At 59.6% G+C, this 22,204-nt stretch carries 25 protein-coding genes; 18 read left to right on the plus strand and 7 right to left on the minus strand.

Going from position 1 to position 22,204, the window contains the following annotated elements:
* Positions 1-12: 12 nt before the first annotated feature.
* The 4 genes from ACQCSU_RS21900 to ACQCSU_RS21915 form a co-directional block, all read right to left on the minus strand.
* Positions 13-498: a hypothetical protein gene (locus ACQCSU_RS21900; protein WP_426979951.1), complete on the minus strand. Its 486-nt coding sequence runs from the start codon at positions 496-498 to the stop codon at positions 13-15.
* A 222-nt stretch (positions 499-720) separates the two neighbouring features.
* Positions 721-1,185, minus strand: a complete 465-nt coding sequence (locus ACQCSU_RS21905; protein ID WP_426979952.1) for a single-stranded DNA-binding protein — start codon at positions 1,183-1,185, stop codon at positions 721-723.
* 247 nt (positions 1,186-1,432) lie between these two features.
* Positions 1,433-1,798, minus strand: coding sequence for a hypothetical protein (locus ACQCSU_RS21910; protein WP_426979953.1), 366 nt, complete (start codon positions 1,796-1,798; stop codon positions 1,433-1,435).
* A complete protein-coding gene (locus ACQCSU_RS21915) occupies positions 1,795-2,205 on the minus strand; it encodes a hypothetical protein (protein WP_426979954.1) in 411 nt (136 codons plus the stop codon). The genes ACQCSU_RS21910 and ACQCSU_RS21915 overlap by 4 nt, the downstream gene beginning before the upstream one ends.
* A gap of 516 nt (positions 2,206-2,721) precedes the next feature.
* Between ACQCSU_RS21915 and ACQCSU_RS21920 the strand changes: the two genes are divergently transcribed.
* The 4 genes from ACQCSU_RS21920 (at position 2,722) to ACQCSU_RS21935 (ending at position 5,756) form a co-directional block, all read left to right on the plus strand.
* Positions 2,722-2,865 carry a hypothetical protein gene (locus ACQCSU_RS21920; protein WP_426979955.1) on the plus strand — a complete coding sequence of 48 codons (144 nt, stop codon included), beginning with the start codon at positions 2,722-2,724 and terminating at the stop codon, positions 2,863-2,865.
* A gap of 44 nt (positions 2,866-2,909) precedes the next feature.
* Entirely contained in the window at positions 2,910-3,149 is a 240-nt protein-coding gene (locus tag ACQCSU_RS21925) for a hypothetical protein (RefSeq protein WP_426979956.1), read from the plus strand.
* A gap of 509 nt (positions 3,150-3,658) precedes the next feature.
* Positions 3,659-4,786 carry a DUF262 domain-containing protein gene (locus ACQCSU_RS21930; RefSeq protein ID WP_426979957.1) on the plus strand — a complete coding sequence of 376 codons (1,128 nt, stop codon included), beginning with the start codon at positions 3,659-3,661 and terminating at the stop codon, positions 4,784-4,786.
* A complete protein-coding gene (locus ACQCSU_RS21935; protein ID WP_426979958.1) occupies positions 4,773-5,756 on the plus strand; it encodes a hypothetical protein in 984 nt (327 codons plus the stop codon). The genes ACQCSU_RS21930 and ACQCSU_RS21935 overlap by 14 nt, the downstream gene beginning before the upstream one ends.
* Positions 5,757-5,861: 105 nt before the next feature.
* Here the strand turns inward: ACQCSU_RS21935 and ACQCSU_RS21940 are convergent, their stop codons facing one another.
* Together ACQCSU_RS21940 and ACQCSU_RS21945 are read right to left on the minus strand one after the other, a co-directional pair.
* Positions 5,862-6,992, minus strand: coding sequence for a BsuBI/PstI family type II restriction endonuclease (locus ACQCSU_RS21940; protein ID WP_426979959.1), 1,131 nt, complete (start codon positions 6,990-6,992; stop codon positions 5,862-5,864).
* Positions 6,916-8,688: an N-6 DNA methylase gene (locus ACQCSU_RS21945; RefSeq protein WP_426979960.1), complete on the minus strand. Its 1,773-nt coding sequence runs from the start codon at positions 8,686-8,688 to the stop codon at positions 6,916-6,918. Before ACQCSU_RS21945 ends, ACQCSU_RS21940 begins: the two co-directional genes overlap by 77 nt.
* Positions 8,689-9,553: 865 nt before the next feature.
* Between ACQCSU_RS21945 and ACQCSU_RS21950 the strand changes: the two genes are divergently transcribed.
* From ACQCSU_RS21950 to ACQCSU_RS21970, 5 genes are all read left to right on the plus strand, one after another.
* Positions 9,554-10,273, plus strand: a complete 720-nt coding sequence (locus ACQCSU_RS21950) for a TIGR02391 family protein (protein WP_426979961.1) — start codon at positions 9,554-9,556, stop codon at positions 10,271-10,273.
* Between the two features lie 351 nt (positions 10,274-10,624).
* Positions 10,625-11,566 (plus strand): hypothetical protein, encoded by a 942-nt coding sequence (locus ACQCSU_RS21955; protein ID WP_426979962.1) that lies wholly within the window; start codon positions 10,625-10,627, stop codon positions 11,564-11,566.
* A gap of 99 nt (positions 11,567-11,665) precedes the next feature.
* A complete protein-coding gene (locus ACQCSU_RS21960; protein ID WP_426979963.1) occupies positions 11,666-12,217 on the plus strand; it encodes a hypothetical protein in 552 nt (183 codons plus the stop codon).
* Complete coding sequence (locus ACQCSU_RS21965) at positions 12,214-12,882, plus strand: DUF6308 family protein (RefSeq protein WP_426979964.1); 669 nt, start codon at positions 12,214-12,216, stop codon at positions 12,880-12,882. Before ACQCSU_RS21960 ends, ACQCSU_RS21965 begins: the two co-directional genes overlap by 4 nt.
* A 263-nt stretch (positions 12,883-13,145) precedes the next feature.
* Positions 13,146-13,325, plus strand: a complete 180-nt coding sequence (locus ACQCSU_RS21970) for a hypothetical protein (RefSeq protein ID WP_426979965.1) — start codon at positions 13,146-13,148, stop codon at positions 13,323-13,325.
* 89 nt (positions 13,326-13,414) lie between these two features.
* On the opposite strand, the gene ACQCSU_RS21975 is transcribed toward ACQCSU_RS21970, so the two are convergent.
* Positions 13,415-14,362 carry an NADP-dependent oxidoreductase gene (locus ACQCSU_RS21975; RefSeq protein ID WP_426979966.1) on the minus strand — a complete coding sequence of 316 codons (948 nt, stop codon included), beginning with the start codon at positions 14,360-14,362 and terminating at the stop codon, positions 13,415-13,417.
* Positions 14,363-14,482: 120 nt separating this feature from the next.
* Between ACQCSU_RS21975 and ACQCSU_RS21980 the strand changes: the two genes are divergently transcribed.
* The 9 genes from ACQCSU_RS21980 to ACQCSU_RS22020 all read left to right on the plus strand — a co-directional run bounded on the left by ACQCSU_RS21980 (position 14,483) and on the right by ACQCSU_RS22020 (position 22,202).
* Positions 14,483-15,154 (plus strand): thioesterase II family protein, encoded by a 672-nt coding sequence (locus tag ACQCSU_RS21980; protein ID WP_426979967.1) that lies wholly within the window; start codon positions 14,483-14,485, stop codon positions 15,152-15,154.
* A gap of 97 nt (positions 15,155-15,251) precedes the next feature.
* Positions 15,252-16,061 (plus strand): helix-turn-helix transcriptional regulator, encoded by an 810-nt coding sequence (locus ACQCSU_RS21985; RefSeq protein WP_426979968.1) that lies wholly within the window; start codon positions 15,252-15,254, stop codon positions 16,059-16,061.
* A gap of 157 nt (positions 16,062-16,218) precedes the next feature.
* Complete coding sequence (locus tag ACQCSU_RS21990; RefSeq protein WP_426979969.1) at positions 16,219-16,941, plus strand: MBL fold metallo-hydrolase; 723 nt, start codon at positions 16,219-16,221, stop codon at positions 16,939-16,941.
* 69 nt (positions 16,942-17,010) lie between these two features.
* Positions 17,011-18,471 carry an MFS transporter gene (locus ACQCSU_RS21995; RefSeq protein ID WP_426979970.1) on the plus strand — a complete coding sequence of 487 codons (1,461 nt, stop codon included), beginning with the start codon at positions 17,011-17,013 and terminating at the stop codon, positions 18,469-18,471.
* A gap of 26 nt (positions 18,472-18,497) precedes the next feature.
* Positions 18,498-19,490 carry an AvrD family protein gene (locus tag ACQCSU_RS22000; protein WP_426979971.1) on the plus strand — a complete coding sequence of 331 codons (993 nt, stop codon included), beginning with the start codon at positions 18,498-18,500 and terminating at the stop codon, positions 19,488-19,490.
* 46 nt (positions 19,491-19,536) lie between these two features.
* Positions 19,537-20,241 carry an AAA family ATPase gene (locus ACQCSU_RS22005; RefSeq protein ID WP_426979972.1) on the plus strand — a complete coding sequence of 235 codons (705 nt, stop codon included), beginning with the start codon at positions 19,537-19,539 and terminating at the stop codon, positions 20,239-20,241.
* Entirely contained in the window at positions 20,198-21,295 is a 1,098-nt protein-coding gene (locus ACQCSU_RS22010; RefSeq protein WP_426979973.1) for a beta-ketoacyl-ACP synthase III, read from the plus strand. The genes ACQCSU_RS22005 and ACQCSU_RS22010 overlap by 44 nt, the downstream gene beginning before the upstream one ends.
* Positions 21,271-21,534 (plus strand): phosphopantetheine-binding protein, encoded by a 264-nt coding sequence (locus tag ACQCSU_RS22015; protein ID WP_426979974.1) that lies wholly within the window; start codon positions 21,271-21,273, stop codon positions 21,532-21,534. Before ACQCSU_RS22010 ends, ACQCSU_RS22015 begins: the two co-directional genes overlap by 25 nt.
* 8 nt (positions 21,535-21,542) lie before the next feature.
* The gene (locus tag ACQCSU_RS22020) at positions 21,543-22,202 is read left to right on the plus strand and encodes an HAD-IB family hydrolase (RefSeq protein WP_426979975.1); all 660 of its coding nucleotides are present in this window, start codon (positions 21,543-21,545) and stop codon (positions 22,200-22,202) included.
* Positions 22,203-22,204: the final 2 nt, after the last annotated feature.

The raw sequence follows: 22,204 nt of genomic DNA on the forward strand, positions 1-22,204 counted from the left end.
CCGGGACACCACTCAGTCCTCCAGCAGCTCCTCGAGCTCCGGCGGGAGTCCCACGTTCCATGTCGTCCAGCCGGGGACCGGTTGCTTGCCCTGGCTGATCATCCAGTCGAAGACGGTCCGCATGATCTCGTTCATCCTGTCCAGCGACACTGCCATGTCCTTCGCGGACAACCGGTGCAGCTCGTGGGCGCCTGCTGTCAGGGGCAGCAGCGGGCTGTGGTCCCGCTTCATCTGGGCCCAGTACGCCTTCACGAGGTCCAGGAACTCCGGGTCCGCTTCCGAGAGCGGGGTCTTCAGCCCGTCCAGCAGGCTCTTCCCCTCGTACAGCTCCTCGAAGTTCTGCACCAGGGAAGTCATGTGGGGTGCCGCGGCGTGCGGTTCCTTCCACGCCTCCGGGTCGATCTCCCAGTTCAGGGCTGCCTCGATATCCGTCTCCGGGGCCGATGCCCGCTCCGACATCACTTCCTGCAACTGCCACTGCTCTACTGGATTGGACATCATTTGCCTCCGGTTCTTCCAGATCCGCCAACAGATCAAGAATGCTCAGCTGGTTCGGGTCTACTTTGCGTCGCGCCATGTGCACGGCCTTTCAGGTTTACATAACGTGGGCATTCCCAACGGGATGTCAAGTCCAGGGAAAACGGGGACCGCTCAGAACGGCCGCAAGCCCGTCACAACGCGAACGCCATGACGGGCCGGGAAATAACGAGGTTTGCGGACTTAGACGAGGCCCCATTCGCGGTCAACCGTGGCCTGTTCAACATCGACCGGAGCGACTTGGGCGTCCATCGCCTTGGCCCAGAGACCCGGTTTCTGGTTCTGGGCGATCTCCACCGTGGCGATCTCCAGCGAAGCAGACACTTCATCAGCCCAGACCCTGTGGTTCAGGCCAGGGCTGCCTTCCTTGTTCACATACGGGACGGCCTCATAGTTGCCCGTGACCGTTGCCCGGTTACCTTTCGCGAGGGAGCCCACGACGTTCTCCCCCAACCGGACGCTCTTCACGGCGACGTCGTAGAAGACCGCTTCGCCGTCCTTCCATTCGTTGGCCTCACGGTCAAAGACCCGGGGTGTGTCCGCCAGACGGAAAGTGACGAGCTTCGATCCGCTTACCTCGCGTGTTACCGGATCATCGACGAGGTTCCCCGTTGCTGTGTGCTTATCGAGCCTTGGACGTCCAGCCATGTCAGGTGCTCCCTCAGTCGGTGGGTACCAACCTGTTTGGTGCCCGCTACCGCACTGTTCGCTCCGGGGATCCCGAACGGTGTGTGACATACGCTCACCCATGTAAACCGGCTCGAACGCGAACCCGGATGAGTCGGCACCGACCGAATCCAGGCAGACGAAAAGGCCTCCACCTTGGGGGACATGGAGGCCTTTTCGGAATCAACGCTACCAGCGCACCAGCCGCCGGCGTTGCCTTCCCTGCCGGTCAGTAGACCCTAGTCGGGTACGGTTCGCCGATCTCCACTTCCCACGTAAAGATTCGTGTGTTGGGGTTGCCGGTTGTGAGTTCGAAAGCATTGAGGGAGATGACCGCCACGGCGCTATGGGCGGCGCCGGCACGCATGATCGCCTCGGGCAGCCGCTTCACAATTTCCTCGCGGCTATCCTGCTGCCAAGGAGCCATCGCCCCGCCCAGATCCGGAAGGACGGCACGCTTGCTCACTCCCCCGACAAGCCCGACCACCAGCGTCTTGCCGTCCGATTCGGGCGTGATGTAGGAGATCTTGTCGACGGGAATCATCATGTTCTTCCCGCGCTCGTCCTTGATGTGCAGCCACGGAATCATGCTCATGCCTGGCCCCCTTTCCGAAATACGGTCTTCTCGGCCCAGGCGAAGAGCCAGTCCACCCTGTCATACGAAACCAACGTGCCGAAAAAGTTGGCGGAGCCAAAGTAAGCCATGAGTCCGGCGAGAATTACCGGCCCCACGGTCAGCAAGTACGCCGAATGTTCCTGCGCCTCCGGAGATCCTCCGCCAAGGCCCTGGATAGCGCCAAGGGCGAACTCGTACTGGACGCTCGCCATCGCCCAGCCACCCAGCCAAGCCCCGGCGAAGGCCAGAAAAAGGATCAGGAGAATCCTTATCATTGCGACGGCGGGCTCACGCCGGCGGACCCCTTCCAGATGCCGCCGATTCAACTGCTCCGCTTCGATCTCTTTCCGTGTCAGTTCCCGTTCGTCCGGGAGATTGTTTGCCATCAGGTTGCTCCTTCGTCTGTGAACCGCTGTCACAGAATCCTTCGAAGCCGCGGCCGACTCGTGTGTGTCATTGGGAAGCCCTCCCAGCAGCCCTCACACATGCCCAACTCGTGTCTGAACCTGAATTCGTCCTCCACCGTGTCCGGGGCTTGAGAACGACGGAAAACCCTGGTCACAACAGAATCGACATGCTCAAGAACAAATTTGCCCGCCAAATCAAGGAAGACCAATCGCTAACGTGACTTTCCCGAGCATTGGTCCTCAACCCCCTAGTCCTCGCGGATTCAAGTTAGGCGAAGCCGTAGAAGTAGTGCAGACGACTTCGATACAGAATGCCTGTTGTGCAGCCGGGTTCGAACACCCAGCTGTTCACAGTCGTCTGCACAGCCCCCGTACTTCTGCGGATGCCAGTGCAGACGACTTCGAAAAATGACAGCTAAGTAGTCTCCCTCGCGGGTTGGGTCCCCCACGTGAGTTGTCCCGACGGGCGATGCTCTCCAGAAATAGAATGATCCGGTGAAGATTACGGGCACCATCGAAGAACCCTCCGGCGCGCACGAGCGTAGAGACGCCGAAGGCGCCACCCACGACCAAGCACGGCAGGCACTCGACGCGATGGTGCCGGAGGGCCACAAGCTGATCGCGATCCGGACCGGCTAGCAGGCTTCCCTTTCCTCTTGCCGGCGGACGCGTAGCGTTAGGCCATGGGACTCATCTACGACGATCCACAGCTGGCCGCGCTGACGCTCACGCGTATAGCGGCCGAAGAAGCCGAAGGCCCCGGTGAGCTGACCGGCCGCATGCACGCGATCCTTGATGACCTGATGCAGCGCAACGGGGCTGACTACCTCGACGACTTCGCCAGGGTCACCCGTACCAGCACAGCGCAGCTGCTGGACAGCGCGGAAATCGAAGCACTCGAAGGCCTCGATGCCGTCCAATAGACCGCGGGCCGGAGCCGGGGGTTTGAGGAGGATCGGCTCAGAAATTCACGTTTAGGGCGCACCGGTGCGGATTCCGGATTGGGACGGTGAAATTTTTCGGATTTAAACGGTGGTGTCGTCAGCGCGCTTGATGACGCGGTAGACGGTTGACCGCGCTATCGCGATTCGGCAAGTTCCACTGTCGTGTGCGTCCCTGCTCGGTGTCGAAGCGGCCACGCTTGAATACAGCCAGGACGGGCTTAGGCTGGACAAGACCGTCGCGGCCGCGAAGGCCGCCGGGGCATCCTGGGAGGCCTATTGGCCGCGCCGTAGGCATCAGCCGGCAGTCGGTACACGAACGCTGGACCGACAAGCAGTAAACCGCGGCAAGACCTGCTCCGTCCGCATCCTTGGCCTCGTCAATACCGAAACCGCGACCAGGCGCAAAGCGTAAGCACGGAGGCGTGTGGTAGCCAATAGACTTCCCAATAGCCTGAGAACATAAAGCTACCGAATAGGAAGAGGTCTAGATGGCTGACGAGCCACTGCGCAGAGTAGAGCGTGTTGTGACGACGTACGACGTGACATGGCTGCTCGATCTGCACAAGAACGGTCAGCTTGACCTCGACCCGGCGTACCAGCGGAAAAGCGTTTGGACGCCTAAGGATCGCCGCTTCTTCATGGACACCGTCTTCAGGAACTATCCGTCGCCTGCGATTTTCCTACACAAGACCATCGATGACGCGACTGGGAACACCACTTACCACGTCGTAGACGGAAAACAACGGATCCTGACGATACTGATGTACGTCACGAACCGCTTTAGCCTCGCCGAAGACTTCGGTGATCGGAATTTCGACGGCAAACGCTGGGGAGACTTCGATGACCATCCTGCAATCAAGCGTCTCCTGTGGAATTACCGGATCACAATCGAGGAGCTCGACGACGCGAGTTTTCCGGACATCAACGATGTCTTCTCGAGACTGAATAAGAATGCGAACAAGCTGACAGCCCAGGAACTACGCCATGCTCGCTTCGATGGCTGGTTGATCACGTTCTTGGAAGATGAAGCACAAACACCTATCTGGAAGAGCTTTAAGATCCGTACGGCCGCGAAAGAGAAGCGGATGATGGACGTTCAAAATATCTCAGAGCTGGCGGCCATCATCCTGCGCGACGACATTTCCGGCTTCAGTCAGGATGACCTGGATCAGCTCTACGCTGACCACGACGACCCGAACGCCGAGGAGAGCGAGTTCGACACAGAAGCCTTCATCCAATCGTTCTCACGCGTTCGAACCACGCTTGAGGAACTCGAAGAACGATCCCAGCTTGTGTCCCAATCCGCACAGCCCTTCTTTAACATCTACACACTGTGGGCTGCGCTCCACAGAACTCCATTGGGAGAAGGCGAGCTTGACGTTTTCGCTCACCGTTACACGGAATTCATGAATGCTGTGAGGAAATTCGAGTTGGATGACGCGACCGCCGAGGCGCCAACCTTCCGAAATCTAACGGGACTCGACCTAGCTGTTGCTAAGTACAAGGCGGCATCGGTCGGAGCGACCACCGACGAACCTAAGCGCAGGGAACGCCTTAGCGCCCTTGAGTCGGCCCTCTTTCCGCAGGCGCAGAGCACCGACGATGAAGATCGATGAACAACTTCGAACGACGTACAAACGGCAGCGGGCATTAGCCGACAAGCTGAAGAACGAGGTGGACAAAGAAATCCTTGCTCGCAAACCCAGCTCGTGGCACTACGAAAGCAGGAGCAAGGAAGAAGAGAGCTTCGCTCTGAAAATAGAAGCGGGGCGAGTCAAGAATCCGGATGCGATCGAGGACGCTTTCGCGTGCGTCATAGTCGTCCCAAACTACTCTGAGGTAAAGGATGCGGAACGTCTGGTCATCGATTTGTACGGCCCGCCTGCCTACAAGAGGCCCGAATCTCACGAGATCACCAAGAAGGCTCCGTCGGACTTCCGCTTCGACGACCTGCGCCTCTATATGAAGTACGTCGACCAAGGTTATGGGCCGCCAACGGGGCTTGCCGGGGTCATCTTTGAAGTGCAGGTACGCACATTCCTTCAGCACGCGTGGACGATCGCCACACACGACGTTGTATATAAGGCCGAGAACGTCAGCTGGCGTCGTGAGCGTGTGGCACACCAGGCGAAAGCAGCACTGGAACAGGCTGAGGTAACCATCGAAAGTATGGCTGCATTGGAGCTCAGTGCCGCGTTGCCGGAGACCAGCGACCAGTTCACGCTGATCAACGAGATCATCTCAACCCTAAAGAGCAACTGGGAACGTGATCAGCTTCCGCGGGATGTCCGCCGGCTAGCCGAAGGGGTCTACGCCCTATTGCGGAATATCCGACTTAGCGACGCTGACTCTTTTCGAGAGTTGCTTGACGTGGGGCAGGCCAAATACGGCGGAAGGCACAACCTGAACTGGTCCCCATATCGTTCAATTTTGCAGTACTTGGCAGAGCAGCAGCCTGACAAGTTGACGCAGTTCCTCACGAACAAGAGATCGAATGGCTCCGCATTCGTGTACGACTCAGTGCTCGCTGAGATGGGCTTGAATCGTGCAAAGGCGCCACGCGCCACGGTGCTCGGCACCGCCTAGACGCAGGTGTCCCAACCGCACCATTGGACGGCCAGACGGTCGGGGACCAGCATCAAATCGATCGCCTGCAGCGTGCGTACCAGCGGCTTCGAGTGGGTCCTCGCCCTAACGGGAGTTGCCCAGGTCAATAACGTTGTTCGGTATGGCTGTTTCGATTGCATTCCAAGCCAACTCGCGGGTTGGCTCATCCAGATACCACGCATACGTTCCGACGGCTAGGTCCATAAGGTGCCTCTTCGCGGCCGAATCATTCCGCGAGATGAATGCGTTGAGGAATCGCAGTTGTTCTGGCCTGATGCGCTGTGTCTGCGCCCATTCGATGAAGTTCTGTTTGCGACGCTCATCTACCGGACCGCCGGTGGCTACGGCCTCGATGATCCAGTACTCAGCGGGTCTGGGCCCCATGTCTACTATCAGGGCGTCAGGTAGTAAGTCCGAGACGTTGATGTTGATTCCGGCAAGAGCCAGCCGCCGCTCGTCCACGAAAGCTTTCTTGTCGCCCGGCTCACTGATGGTTAGTACGGCAGGTTGCATGAGGCGTTGTTCTGCCCATACCTCAATGACTCCCTTGAGTATTAGGGACGACTCATCGGGCGCCAGTAGGCGAATCTCGCCGCTCGGCAGAGCCACGGAAATACTGGTCGAGGTGCTGTGTCGTTCTCGAGCGAATATGGCGCGAAGGCGCGACTCCGGGTCCATCGCGGTATTGGTCCAGTCATTTATTGCCCCGCGGAGCGCCTCGCCTTGGAGTGCCGGATCAAAGAGTTGCGCGAAGCTCCTGCGCAATATCCACCGTGCCGAACCTGCGTTCGTCTTCACGCCAACACCCATACTCATGGCGCCATATTGGCGACCAAGTATGTAAAGCCCCTTTCGCACCGACTCGCGGCTGTTCGTGGCATACCACTGCTCTGTGTCAACGCCCCACTCTCGTTGAAGGGCTGTGGCCGCCGCTTGCCCGGCTATGTGGGCCTTGTACCAGGCTCGCCGTTTGTCATCATCGTCAATGGTCAACAGTTCAGCGTTCATCCAAAGACCGGTGGTTGGCCGCGCGTAAGAAAGGCTCGCGTCTAGTTCGGCATCATCATCTGGCATGACGCAATCAGCCCAAATCAATCCCGCCACTGTCGCCGCTGACATCGGACTCGATAGCGAAGTCTTAAAGCCCTCCGGGAAGATCAGTTCCAGTCGCTCTTTGCACAATTCGCGGGTTACTACGGGCAGAAGATCGGACAATGGTCGCTCCAGGGTTGTAGGCCGCCGCGACGGCTTTCTCAAGCTCAAGACCGGACAAACCCTCCCACTCGGCCAAAACGGAGGCCTCGGGGAGGGGTAGCGAGTCGATCTCATATGAGCTGACGGCCACAGATCCGGAAATGCAGCGCATCAATCGGTCCATGGTTTGCGTTTGCAGTACCCGTGCCAGGGTGGCTCGGGAAATCAGGGGCACTTCAACTATGGTGCGGAGGACATTCAAGTGGTTCTCGATGACGACTCTTCCCCCGAATTCATTCAGTGTTTCGCGGTCCAAGTCGGCAGTAACGATTCGCCGACTTTGTTCAGGGGCGGTCGTTCGCTGTACCAAGACGGCGGGTTCGTCCAAGACCATTACGTCCGGATCGGACTTCACGGTCAAGGCCAGAAAGCGCATCGTGTCACGTGCGCGGTCGCGATGGACCTGACCACCGTCAACATCAGCTCCCCACAAGACCGGTATCCGATTCTTGCCCTGACGGGCATGTAAGTCATCTTTACGACGGTTCCACACCAGTGGGCCCGTGGAGGCATGCCATCCGGCTCGTTCCAGCGTCAGCGGCATACGGCCGGCGGCCGCGGCCGTAGCAGCATCACGAGCCTCGCGGGGAAGCAGCCACGGTCCGTCCCCTCGAGGTGTGGGGATCTCGGCAACGTGCTCAACATGCCCGTTGGAGCGGGTCACTTCCACCTTGCGGGTGATCTTGCGCCGGAACGTGACTAGGCAGGTTTCCTGGAGCACTCCGGCGAAGACGCCGTTACGTCCGTCTACGAAGTTCATTGAGTGCATCGGCATGGTTTTCGCCAGATGGCCACGCAGCTTATGGAAGTACCTGCCAGCTGTGAAGGACGTCGGAACCAGACAGGCCAAGACGCCATCGGACCGAGTATTGTCCGCGCCTGACGCCATGAACATGCCATAGATATTGGCGTGCCCGTAGAGCACGTGAGCGAAGTCCGACCTTTGGTCTACGGCAAGCCTGAGCCTGCCGTAGGGAGGATTCATAATGGTGGCTAGGGCCTTCTCCCGGCCCACAGCAAGTCCATCACCGGTTTCCGCGAGCACCGGAACAGGCCTGCGGCGTGCCTCCGGCACACGCGCTAGGGTGTGCAGGGCTTCAGCCCCCAAAACCACATTTGTAAGCCACGCTGACCAGGGATCCATGTCAATGCCGTGGATCAATGAGGGCAAGCCACGAATGGTAATGGCGGGATCATCTTTGGTTGTCGCTCGAAGGTGCTCACGGAGAGGTGGGACCAGAAGCGCGCCGGCACCGCAGGCCGGATCACGAACGAGGCCGCTGAGACGACGATCTCGCCCACGCGTATAACCCAGTGCTGCTCGAGTCATCTCCCACAACCGCTCAGTCAAAATGGTGGGAGTGTAGTGCTTTCCCTCTTTGGAGCGCTCGGCATTCGGCAGGGAACTGACGTACAGGGCTCCGAGCATGTCTGGCGTGGTTGAGGCATCCACGCTCTCAATCGCGAAAGCGCCGTCCACTGGGGCTGGAGGCTGTGCGGCCAGAGCCTGTGTGACGTCCGCCCAACGGCCAGAGAGTCCTACCTGGTTAGCTTTGAGTTCCCACCAGCCACTAACCGATGCAAGTACGGCCTGCGTTCCAGGTTTCAGAGATCCGAAAGCATCTGCCTTCGATTCCACTGCTGCCTGGATGGACACAGATTCTCCTGCTGTTCGGATTAACGTTGGAGACGCAACCAGAAATCTGGTTAGCGCCCATGAAAAGAGTACCGGGCGCGCCCGCGTTCCGTGTGCTCAAACCACCGTTCCACGGCGGCTCCCTGGCTGCGAAGCAGTACACCCAAAACGTCAGCCGACGCTGAGACGTAGGTGATTTCGCGATGCCGCTTGGCGATCAAATGACGCCCGTTCCGCGGCGCGGGTTCGAATTTCCTACCTTTCTGCCAGCACTCGTCGAACATGCTTACTGAGTGAGTAGACCCGCTCCCCATGACCAGTTGTCGCGACCACAACGAGCTTCATGGGATCAATGTCTCCCTCGCGCATAGCGCGCTGTATCTCCGCGACAGGAATGAACTGGTGTGCGGACGCGCCGGGTTCCAGGGTTTCTGGCAACACCGTAGCTCCGGGGAGGGGTCGGGGTGTATGAAGACTGACTCCCTTTGGAATCCTGAGATGAAGGGAAGTGAGTACGGTCTTTCCGGTGCGGCCAACGTTGGTCGCTGTGCGAGTGACGTGCGGCTGGCTGCTTCCACCGCCGACGAAGACACCCAGATTGCTTGCCACGGTTATGCGCGCGTCATCACGGAATTTCAGCACGAGGGTCAGCGCCACAGAAGCGAGTGAAATCAGGATAGCTAGAACAGGCAGAAGGCTTTGCCACCAGGATTGGCCAACAAGCTCGACGTGAATGGGATCGGTAGGCACCGGACAAGAATACTAGTTCGGAGAAGTCCCAAAGATGCGGAATGGTTGCGGCGAACAGCAGCCGTAATCGTCGAAGGCCAAACCGATCACCCTACGCAGTTAGATCTGGCAACGGCCCGGCCTCTACGATCAGCCCATGACCGAGCTGAATGCGGACGAAATCCGCCATCTTCCCCTCCCTGACCTCGCCATGAAAGTCCTGGTCCAGTGGTCAGGCTGGCGCAACCTGCACAACTTGATGCTCTGGATGAGGCAAACCGAGTTCCCCGACGAGTCCGATGTGGACGTTCTGCAGGACCGTGTGGCAGATGCATGGGCCTGGCTTGAAGCCCACGCGCTGCTTGCCAAAGACCCGCGGGACGGCAGTCCTTGGCAGCGCGTCAGCGAACTTGGCACAGAACTGATCAACGACCCGAACGCAATCACCAAGCTCTGGGCCGCAGAGAGGCTGGCTGGCGACTTAGACGCGGCTCTCGGATCGGCCAAGTCGAACTTTGCGCTCGGTGACTACGAGACAGCAGCATTCGCGGCCATGAAGGCTGTCGAGGTCGAAGTGCGGCGCGTCGCTGGCCTGCCGAACGAACTGCTCGGCGTGAACCTGATGCGCAAAGCTTTCAGTCCTAAGGACGGCATACTCCGGGATCCGGAGGCGGAAGGCGGCGAGCAACAAGCGACTGCTGACCTGTTCGCCGGGGCCATGGGTGCCTATAAGAACCCGGCGAGCCACCGGACCGTGCAGTTCGACGATCCTGTCGAGGCCGCTGAGGTCATCCAGTTAGCTGACCTCCTCCTGCGAATACTGCACCGTGCTGAAAGGCGGGCGGCGCACCAGCGAGGCATGGGAAGCAGTGACTAAAGTCTGGATCCGTACAGGAGGCAAAAGGAGACCGGATAATCCTGACGGTTCCTTCCTGTGACAGCGTCAGTCCGAGCTGCCACAGGACAGATCCGCACAAATTGTCTGACCCCACAGTTATGGTCCGGACATGGAAACGGAAATCGTTAGCTGGGTGTCGGCATGGACGCGAGAGCCCATTGGCATGTCCGTGGTCGGCACTGTCCTGGCATTCCTAGCCGTCAGCGTCATCAAAGGGACTGCAAGATGGCTTTGGTCAGCTCTCCTGAACATTCCCAGAAGGCTCGAACACTGGGCCAGCCACCGCCAGACCCTGCTCTGAACGTACCGTTGAAGAATCGAATTAATCCCATGAGCCGCAACGATTTGCCCTTGCTTTCCGTGGAGTTGATCCCGAAACCCCTCTTCGGGGAAAACCTCCGCAACCGACTGACACGCGTCGAGTGGGAAAAGTGCAAGAAGTTCGCCAAGGAGGCCTCAGACAGCGCGTGCGGTGTTTGTGGCGGTGTCGGCGCAAAGGGCCACGTGGATTGCCACGAGCGTTGGGAGTGGATCGAGGACGGCGAACTCCATGTTCAAAATCTCGTAGGGCTCATTGCCCTATGCCCGCGATGTCACGGCGCGAAACACTACGGCAGGACCCAGATGATGGGTTACGCCGACGACGCCAGTGACCAGCTGATGAAGGTCAACGGTTGGTCCCTGGAAGAACTGAATGACCACCTCCTGGCCGCAAGGGATCAGTGGCTGGAGCGAAACACCCATGAGTGGACCCTGGACCTCGACTGGTTGCTGACAACTCTAGGAATCACACCCGGGCCGCCCAAGGAAACGATATTCTCGGCACCGCCTACCGAACCACCTGCCGAAGTACCCGCCGAGCCGCTTTCAACAGCAGAGCATCTCAAACAAGTACAAGAGGAATTAGCGCACCTACGGGAACAGCTCAAGCAGGCCCGCTACCGAGTGAAATACGCGGAGTTCTGGAAGACAAAAATCACAGTCCCAGAGGCAGGCGAACAGAGGTCTGCGGACGCCGTCGCTGAAGCTAAAGAGGCGGCCCAGCTTGTGCGCACACACAAAGCCATTGCGGAGCAGCTGGCGGAGCAGCTGAAGCGGGAACGGAACGCGGTCAGGACAGCGAAGCGACGCGCGAAAAAGGCTGTGCCTGGATGGACCCGGGATGAGATCGAACTGGCTAACGAAACAGCCAAGGCTCTTAAGACGACCAGGGCGGTCATCCTCCGTGATTACGATCCCGTCTCCCGTGAGGAACAGGCGAGAGGGGTATGACAGTTGAAGCGTGGGTGGAGTTCTTGTTTGCCCGGGAGCGCTTCCAGGACGCGATGGAAGCAAGGGCTATTCGCGGAGAGGGACAGGACGTGCCCTTTGATGAGCAAACAGCCGCGGATCTCGAAACAATTCTCGCAACCCCGGACCCGTTTGAAGAAAGCCGCGGGCGGTAGTCACATGACGATCCAATGGCTGAAGGACCAAGAATTTGAAGGATTCATTCGATTCGACGCGATATCCCCTGAAGAAGTCTCCACCGAGCACGGCGTTTACGCGGTAGTGCGCGAAAGCACGCAGGAACCATGTTTCTTAGTACCGGGGACCGGCAGAAAAGGAGGCCACTACACGTTGGACTTCCTTCAGGCAGCCTGGGTGCCAGACACTGCGATCCTCTACTTTGGCAAGGCACAGTGCCAGCTCGGAATATATGAACGACTGAACAAGTACCGTCGCTTCGGCAACGGCGGGAACAGCGGCCACAGTGGCGGTCGTACGATATGGCAGCTGGAGGACGCCCAAGATCTCAAGGTCTGTTGGTTAGTCACCGGCGACCCCGTTGAAGTGGAAGGTGCGCTTATCGAAGCCTTCAAGGAGAACCACCAGGGGCGGCGCCCGTTCGCCAACCGCATCGATGGAACAATCACGACATGAAGCAAGGAACAGCGCAGACGCTTAATGTGGCCGGCCATGTCCGCAACTTGGAAGACGCTATGGGGGTTCTGGAAGGATACCCACGGAAGACGCCCGCCGCATTCGACTTTTTGGGCGCTGGAGAGCCAGGAGAACTCACCGCCCTGGAAGTGATTCGAACCCGTAAGATCAGCTCTCGGATCTCGAACAAAGAAGTGGCCTTCTTCGTAGAGACTGCTGCAACGGCGTCGTGGATTAATCCCGCCGCCGACCTCGCCAACGCCGACCCGGATGCCGTTCCCGTCGATGGGCAATTGTTCGCCTCCATGACGGATCTCTACTGGCACTTCGCTGAAAACGCTCCAAAAGGCGTGAGCTTCGCGAAGATCTCAAAGGTCTTACACCTAAAGCTGCCAAGCCTTTTCCCCATCCTCGACAGCCATATAGCGCGCTCTTATGCACCCGCAGCAAAGATGCTCCGAAGGGACTACCCGCAGCTTGGATGGCGGCGACGCACGTGGATCGCTGTACGCAATGACCTACTCGAGGCACGGGCCTCCGGCGCGTTGGACGAACTGCGGCGTCGACTTCGCTCATATGAGTCGGATGACATCAATAAGCAGCACGAGGTGCGGCTACTGGACGGACTTACGGATCTCCGCCTTCTGGACATCCTGGTCTGGTAACGAACACCACAGGGTGCGTCCCATTTCCAAGGTTCTATGGGGGTCCGGTCGCCTGTGGTGGACTGTGGCACAGGGGCACGGGCCATTTCTACCGAGCTCTCACCTTAGACTGGGCGGTGAGGTAGTGGCTTTGGGGCTCATGAATTCACACGGCGTATGCCTGCTAATTGAAGATGAACCTGGCGCGAGGGACTTCCGTCCCTGAGCGTTCGGACATCAGGAACGCTGGCGGAAGGGCCCGAAGGGTCGGCAGGCCAGAACTGATGGTCGAGTCATCCACGCTCACCTTAACCCTGACCTACCTCGGCACCCTCGGGGTGGCCGCGGTCATGTTCCTCGGCCAGATCATCGCGTTCACCGCGATGCTGGCCCTGGCCGGAATTGTCGGCCTCCTCAGCCACGGAGTTCGGCTGCTGCTAGGACGCCGGCGGCCCGGTTCCTGACCGCTTGGAACTGGGACATTCCAGCATCGATCTGGCCATGATGACCCGAGGACTGTAACGGAGGGGTGAAACCTTTTCCGAGAGGGCGGCTAGGAACCGAAGTCCAGTACGAGGCGGCCTCTTACCCGACCTGCCTCCAGCTGTTCATGAGCGGCCCAGGCATCCTCCGGGGCAAAGACATCGGCCACACGCAGCGTCAGAACACCTTCCTCCGCTTGGCAGACCAGTTCTTTCAGGATGGCGGTCTCTCTTAGTACTGATCCGACATTGATCTTGTGCACATTGATGCCGCGCTGCCCTGCCCCGTCCCATGCTCTAAAAACGGAAAGGTGTCCGTGATCACGGATAGCGCCCAGTGTCTCACCATTCAGGACAGCCGCGTCGATGACTCCGTCGACTCCTTCCGGGACAAGTAAGCGCACTTCACGCACAAAGTCTCCGCGCCGGCGAACCAAATGATCTGCACCCATGGACTGGAGGGAGTCCTCATCATCGGGGGACGCGTCAGCGATAACCGTCAGACCTTCGGCCTTTGCGAGCTGTATTGCGTAACCACCCAAGGCGCCCGAGGCCCCCGTGATCGCCAGCTTCTGCCCTGGGGACAGCTTCATCTCGTTCAAAGCGATCCTCGCCGTCGCTGCGTTCATCAGAAGGGTTGACGCGGACACAAAATCAAAGCCCCTTGGCGCGGCCACGACAGAATCTGAGGGCAAGACGATCTTGTCTGCGTACGCGCCCGCAGGGAAAGGAAGCACCAGACCAACTACCGGGTCACCCTCCTTAAGCCTTCCGTCATTGCCCGGCCCCAAAGCATCCACTACGCCCGCGAGGTCCATGCCAGGAATGTATGGCGGGCGAAGGCCATGGGCGTCGATGGTCGCAGCGTGCTGCCCATTGCGAAGCATCACGTCAGTGGGGCTCACGGCCGCAGCATGGACCCGGACGCGGACTTCTGCGTAACCGGGTGCCGGTTCGTTTACTTCGAGCAGCTCAAGTTGCTTCGGGCCGCCATATGTCATAACTCCAATTGCTCTCATGACCTGCCCAACCCCCTGACACTGGAAGTCATTCCTGGAATTCCGCCCTCAGCCGGGCACAGTTTGTAACAGGATAAGCAGCCTCTGGATGCTGCTGCGCCCAGGACACATACTCGGTACATGGCAGGAACAACTCTCTACTGTTTTCATCATGCCGGAGGTACGGAGTGGCAGTTCCGCTCCTGGACTTCCCACCTTCATCCCTCTGTCACCGTCATCGGAGTTCCGCTCGAATGTCGCACTGGAGAACCTGAAACCATCGAGCACATGGCAGCAAAGGCTTTCGCGTATCTCCAAGACGCCGACCTTTCGACATCGGCGTTTTACGGTCACAGCATGGGGGGCCATGTTGCTTTTGAGGTATGCCGGTCACTTATTAAGCACGGCCTCAAATTGCCGTCGGCGGTTATTCTTGGCGGCTCCCCCGCCCCGAGGTCCGTTCCGGACAGCCGCGAGGCACTGCGGATACTGGACGAGACGGAGCCGCCCCCGGCGCTCCTGCCAGCGTACATAACCGAGCGGACGGCGGCCGGGGTCCGGCGTGCCTGCGCTTACTCTCCTCCACGTGAGGGGCTCCCGGTACAGCTTGATCTCATCGGGGGAACGAGGGACCGGCTGGTAAACATCCGTCGCATGCGACTTTGGGAGGAATATTGCAGTCCGTCTCCTCGCTACCATGAAGTGGATGGGGGACATCTTTTTCACCGAACTGCACTCGACGATTTCATGATCGTTTTGCGGCAGCTGATTCCCTGCAACGCACATCTCGCAGGAACCGCAGCAGCTTCCTGACTTCCAGACTGAAATCAAGAAAGAGCAGGCACTCATGGCATCCGCGACTTTACGCCCCGCAACTACTGACATGCCCACATTCGCCGTCCCAAGGGACGTGGATGAATCCGAGGCACGGCGACAGAGCCTGGCTAGATTCTTGCGCGCCAAGAGAGAGCAGTTGCGCCCCCAGGATGTGGGCCTGCCCAACAGCAGTAGGCGGCGTACTCCCGGGCTGCGCAGGGAGGAGGTCGCGGTTCTGGCGAACGTCGGTGTCACCTGGTACACATGGCTGGAGCAGGGACGGGACATCGGCGTGTCCTCTGTTGTTGTTGATGCCATTGGGCAGGCACTCAGGCTCGAAGGCGGAGATCTTGAGCACCTTTACGAGCTCGCTGGAAAGCAGCAGCCGGTTCGTAGGTCCGCGGCTGCCGAGATCAGGGCCATCATGGACCGCATCCTCGCCGGCTTCACCCAGTCTCCCGCCTACGCCGTTGACCGGTACTGGAACGTCGTAGCTACCAACCCCATTTCGGAATATGTGTTTGGCATAAGCGTGGGTTCCAACTGTCTGGAGGAGTTTTTCACGAAACCAGATGTCGCGGCGCACTATCCCCATCGGGAACTGGCCGGACGGATGATGGCCGCGCAGTTCCACCGGCAGGCAGCCATGTACGCAGGCGATGCGACTTTCACAATGTTGGCCGACAAGATCGCATCCGTCTCCGCAGAATTCAAGGACTACTGGGACAGCTACGTGGTCGGTGTCGAGCCGCACGTGGACATCGTCTTTGACCACAATCAGATGGGCCGGCTAACCCTTGAATCAGTTGTTCTGAACCCACTGGGCAGCGATGATCTGCGTGTCTTCCTCTACCTTCCCAAACCCGGCTCCGGCACCGCCGAAGCTCTTGCCCGTGCCAGCTGAAGGGCACCGTATCAAAGGAGATTTTCTGAAAGCCCAGACCAGCCCCGCCCGGATGAACGCCGACCGCTGGAGTGCCGCTGCGCGCCAACGCAGTATCAGCGTCGGAAATCTCACAATCACTTACCTGCCCGACGGATTCGTCCAGCTGCATCCTGAAGTGTGGTTCTCCCTTTCGGGGGACCACGACGAGAACTACTTCGGCAGGCCGGAACTGATCACTGAAGACGGTTACCTGACGGGATCCATCGGGTCCTTGCTTGTCACCGGGCCGGATGTGGCTGTACTCATCGACGCAGGTTTCGGCCCCAGGCATCTTCCGGCTGCCCGATCCCACCCGTCTTTGGGGGAGATGAACGGCGGGGCCATGGCCCGCTTCAACAGTCTTCCGACCAGCCTTGACGCCGCGCTCTTCACCCATCTGCACGATGACCACACAGGGTGGCTCAAGGCTGACGGAGCTCCCGGACACCTGCTTCGCAACACGACCCTCATGGCATCTGAGAAGGAGCTGCAGACCAACGGCCTGGGAAGTACACCGGGTTGGATGCCGGCGCGCAGCGGAGCCGAGATCCTTCCCGGGATCACAGCTGTGGCGACACCCGGCCACACCTTGGGACATATGTCCTACCTGATCGAATCCCAGGGCGAAAGCCTGCTCTGCTTCGGCGACGTCATGCACAGCCCGGTTCAGGTTTCTCATCCCCGGCTGAACTCCTGCTTTGAAGCCGACCCTGCAGCCTCCCTCCAATCCAGAAAGCAGACCATCGACCTGCTGTCTGATACCGGCATGATCGGTGCGGGAATGCATTTCGGGGACGTTGTCTTCGGCCGCGTCATCACAGGCACCGGGGAAGACAAGTACTGGGAGCCAGTCGGCTAAGGCAGGTGCTGCCACTACCACCATAAGCGGACTCTGGATGGGGCGTTGCCAAGGCAGCAGGCTGTAAACATGTCAACGACAACATCCCCACCAACGCACTCACTGACAGGTCGCCAGCGGCTGGTCCTCACCCTGCTTCTCGGCGCACAGTTCATGTTCGCTCTCGACTTCTCAATCGTCACGGTCGCACTACCGGCAATGGGCCGGGACCTGGGAATCGCAGACGGCGATTTGCAATGGATCATCACCCTCTTCGCCCTCTCCGCCGCAGGCCTTGTGCTGCTGATGGGCAGGATCGGCGACTACTACGGCCGAAAGAAGATGTTCCTCATCGGTATGGTCATTCTGACCATCGCCTCCGCTGTCGGAGGCCTTGCCACTGACCCGTCCGTCCTCTTCGCCGCCCGCGTCGGCCAGGGCCTGGCAACAGCCATCACGATGCCGGCAGCCCTGTCCCTGCTGACCACATCCTTCGAGGAAGGTCCTTTGAGGAACAAAGCACTGGGCCTGAACGGAGCACTGCTCTCCCTTGGTTTCGCCGTCGGGGCAGTCCTGGGAGGTGTCCTGACCGATCTGTTCGGCTGGCGCTTCACCTTCTTCATCAACGTCCCGGTCGGCATCATCATCATCGCCCTAGCCCCGTTCGTCATCAAGGACCTTTCCGCTCGAATCCAGCAGAAACTCGATGTCCCCGGAGCAATCACACTGACCCTCGGCCTCCTTGCCCTGGTCCTGGGCGTCACAGCAGTGGAGCGTGAAGGCTGGTCCTCACCTACTACCCTGGGACTGCTGGGCCTTGCAGTGGTGGCCTTCGTAGCCTTCTGGAACATCGAAGCCCGCTCCTCACACCCACTGGCCGCCGTCACTATCCTGAAGCGTCCCTCAGTCTCGCTGGGCAACCTTGGCGGCCTGGTGACCTTCGCCATGGAGAGCGGCAAGGTATTCCTCCTGACCATCTACCTGCAGCGGGTACTGGAGTCCTCGGCCCTTGCCACAGGACTTGCATTCGGCGTCCTGGGCGCAGGAGCCTTCACCGGCGGCCTGCTCGCAGCCAACATCATCAACAAGGTCGGCGCCAAAACCACCCTGGTGCTGGGGCTGACCCTTCAGGGCGTCTCCACCCTTAGCTTCCTGCTGCTAGGCATGAACGCCGGCATCGGATTCACCCACATCCTCATTGCCACGGCAATCGGCGGATTCGGCCATGTCCTGGTCATCGTCGCATACACCGTAGCCGTCACCTCCGGACTCCCCGACTCAGAACAGGGCCTGGCAACCGGGCTCGCCGGTCAGACCCAGCAGGTAGCGTTCACGATCGGTACGCCCATTGTCAGCGCAATCGCACTGGCTTTCACCACAGCCAACTACAGCAATACTGCCACCGCCGAGGCGATCCTTGGCGGAGTCCACTTCGGGCTCCTCGTCAACGCCATCATCATCCTGGGAGCCGCAGCCGTGATCCTGGCCTTCCTCCCCGCCAGAAAAGCGGTCCCGGCCGAAGCCGAGCTCGTCCCCGCAGAATCCGTCTGACTGAAACCGACAGAAAGCGCAGTCCCATGAGCCTGACCCTCCCTGACCCGCTCGTCCTGGCCAACGTGGATGACTACCTCGGACCCTCATCCACCCGCTTCTTCGGCAGCGGTTACCGCAAGACCACGCCGGCCCTGCGCGAACTCGCCATCCGGCATGCCCCTGACGGGACCACAGTGATGGAGGCGCGCGGGTCGGTGCGGGTCGGGGACCACTGGTCCGTAAAGGGCTCAACGTCCCAACAGCCACACCTGGGCACCACTGATGCAATCGTGCTGGCCCTGGAGGCAGCCGAAGCATTGCTGGCAAGCCGATACGCACCGTCGATCCTTCCCGCAGTTTACGTCCGGGAAATTACCCTGACCGCCGGAACAACTCCTATTGAAGACACCCTCGATGACTTTCCCGTGACCGCCACCACCACCGGACAGTCCAATGATGGGGTCATGAGGGTCCACATGGAAATGGCCTCCATGAATGCGGTCATGGAACTGCACCACCCTTTATGCGTGGCATCAAAGGCAAACCTCCGAACGGAGAACCCCGATGCTCTCGTCGGAGACGCTGCCCTACGGGTCTACGGAGACATCTACAAATCCCGGCAAACAGACATCCGGGACATAACGCTGGACAGCTCTGCACTAACCAGCAGAGCCACAGTAGCGGTGACGGAACCGAGTCCGGACATGCCCGCATCCATCGGGCTGGAAGGCGCCTATCAGCCTGGCCTGTCCCTGATGGAGGGCTTCGTCGCAACACTGCAACTCGGTCAGGTCCTCCTCTACGAGCTCGACGGGATTTCCCGTGCCGACAGCAACACGTTATGGATGCGACGAACCATCATCAAAGCCTCGGCTCCTCCATCCAGCATCCGGACCGCACTTCCTCTCGACGTAAAACTTCGCCGCTCCAGGATCTTGCCGCTTAACGGCAGAAACTGGCGCTGTGCAGACATCGTCGGGCGGATAGGCGAGCACCTCGAAATCACCTGCGACGTGGCGCACGAACTCCCGCTCTAGACCCAAAAACCTACCCTCCTCGCATCAAAACAATGAAAGAGAAAAAATGAAACTTGCAATTTCCGGCACCTACTCCTCCGGCAAGACGTTCACCACGATGGCGCTGGCCCATTTGACGGGCATGCCGCGCAGCGCCGCCAAAACAATGCGTGAACTGCTGCCCATCTCTGTCCCGGGCAAGACCCTGGAGGAGTGCACTGCCGCGGAAATCCTAATGCTGATCACCAGGCGGAACACCGAGCGCGCCGTCAATGAGTCCCACCTGGCTGACACATTCATTTCCGACGGATCGTCCCTGCACGAGTGGATCTACGGAACGGTCCGCGTCCTGGTCGGCATCAACCCCAACGACTCAGTGGAACTGGACAGCGTCGAGAAGACCGGAGAGCTCGTCTTCTTCGAAGAGGTCATCAGCGCACTCGGCGTGCCAGCCAAGCAACACGCTCTGGCCAACTACGACGCCTTTGTGCACCTTCCCATCGAATTCCCCCTTGTCGCTGACGGCCACCGCCCGGTGAACGAAAAGTTCCGATCACTGGCTGACCAGATGATTCAGGATGAAATCACCAAGCTGGGCATACCGAACGTCACCATCGGTGGCACGATTCCGGAGCGGCTTGAAGGAATCACGGCACACTACAACCTGCCCCGGGTCATGAGCATTGAGGAAGCCGTAGCCAAGGCACAGACGGAATATGACGCCTTGGATGTACGCAACGAACAGGAACGTGAACTTGCCACAACCCGTTAGATTCCGGCCCGAAGCCGTCGTCCTTCAAGGGCTGGGGGGCTATGTTCCCTCGGAGGAGGTGACCAACCTGGATCTTGAGGGGCGGTTGGATACCTCGGATGCATGGATCCGCACGCGAACCGGCATTCACTCGCGGCGGTTCGCAGGACCCGGAGAAGCAACCAGTGACATGGCCACCGAAGCAGCCCGTCGGGCTTTGGCTTCGGCCGGGAACCCGGACGTTGACCTGGTTATTCTGGCCACTACGACACCTGACCACCCTTGTCCGGCTACCGCCCCTGCGGTCGCATCCCGGCTAGGACTGGGTCCGGTGGCTGCATTTGACCTCGCCGCTGTCTGCTCAGGCTTCGTCTACGCACTGGCACAAGCGAACGCGGCAGTACTTTCCGGTCAACACCGAAAAGTACTGGTAATCGGTGCGGACACCTTCAGCGCCATCATCAATCCGCAGGACCGGAACACCGCCATCATCTTCGGGGACGGTGCCGGAGCAGTTGTTGTCGGTGCCGGTGAAGAGGGCCAGCCAGGTCAGCTTTCAGCGTTCGATCTGCACTCCGACGGGAGCTGTCAGGATCTCATCAAGGTCGCGGCCGGCGGATCGCGGATGCCGGTTACTCCTGACACCTCCGACGCAGACCGCTACTTTTCAATGCAAGGCAAGGAAGTATTCGTTCAGGCTGTCACCTCTATGGCCGATTCTTCCCGTGCCGCCCTTGAGGAAAGCGGCTGGAGGCCCGGTGACGTCGATTGGCTCGTCGCTCACCAAGCAAACCAGCGGATCCTCAACCGGGTGGCCGGGGTACTGGGAATCGACCCCGAGAAGGCAGTCATACATCTGGACCGAGTCGGCAACACCTCCGCCGCCTCGATCCCCTTGGCGCTGGCCGACCATGCGCCCCAATTCGCAGTTGGCGAGAAGTTGCTGCTCACTGCGTTCGGCGGAGGCACCACCTGGGGCGCCGGAACACTGACCTGGCCCGCCATCACAGTCACTGACCCACAGCAGGAACTCAATGAAAGGACCACACCATGTCCAAACCCGCAGCCCATGTAACCGCCGAAGACCTTCTTGAGATGGTCCACGCTGCTGCGCCTGAAATCATTGGCGAGGCAACGGTTCAGACCAACTTTGACCAAATGGAAGTCGATTCGCTCTCACTGGTTGAGATAGCTGTGATGATCAGTGAGAAATACGGATTGGTTGTACACGACTGGGAGATCGCTCAGGCGGGCTCGTTTGCCGAGCTGGCCCAGCACGTCAACGGCCGTCGCGTCCTGGAGGGAGCGTTCTGACCGGAGGCATGGCCGGTGCGTATTTTGATGTTGATGGCACACTGACCCCGCTGACAACAATGTTCGAGCTTCTGCTTTTCGATGCAGACTCAACGGGCCGGCTCCCGGACGGGCAGGTTTTTCTTGGACGGCTCCGGCAGCTCAGGGCTGCCGGAGCCCCGCGCGAGACTACGAACCGTGAGTACTTCCGCTGGTGGGCGGGGCGGGATGTGGCAGAAGTCCATGAACTGGGCCGCAAATGGTTCCAAGGTGCACTCAGAGAACATGGAGAGAATGTGATCTTCCATGCAATGTCCCGGGACCTGCATAACCACCGCACACAGCAGCATCGGGTCGTTCTGGTCAGCGGCTCCTTTGCCCCTGCACTGTCATCCCTTGCCACTTACATCGGCGCTGATGATGTCCTAACTACCTCCGCAATTGTGCACCAGGGCCGGTACACCGGCGAGATTTCAGAACCCATGATCGGTGAAGGCAAGGCCACAGCAGTTGCCGCCCATGCTGCCCGTCATCGGCTCGACCTCAGGAACTCCTATGGATATGGGGATGATGTTTCGGACATTCCCTTCATGGAACTGACAGGGAACAGGGTCATTGTGAATAGCTCCGACCCACGCATGACACTTCTCTCTTCTTCGCCTGGCTGGTCCCGGCGGAGCGCCTCCTGACA

This window comes from Pseudarthrobacter sp. O4 (assembly GCF_050157025.1).
Lineage (GTDB): Bacteria > Actinomycetota > Actinomycetes > Actinomycetales > Micrococcaceae > Arthrobacter.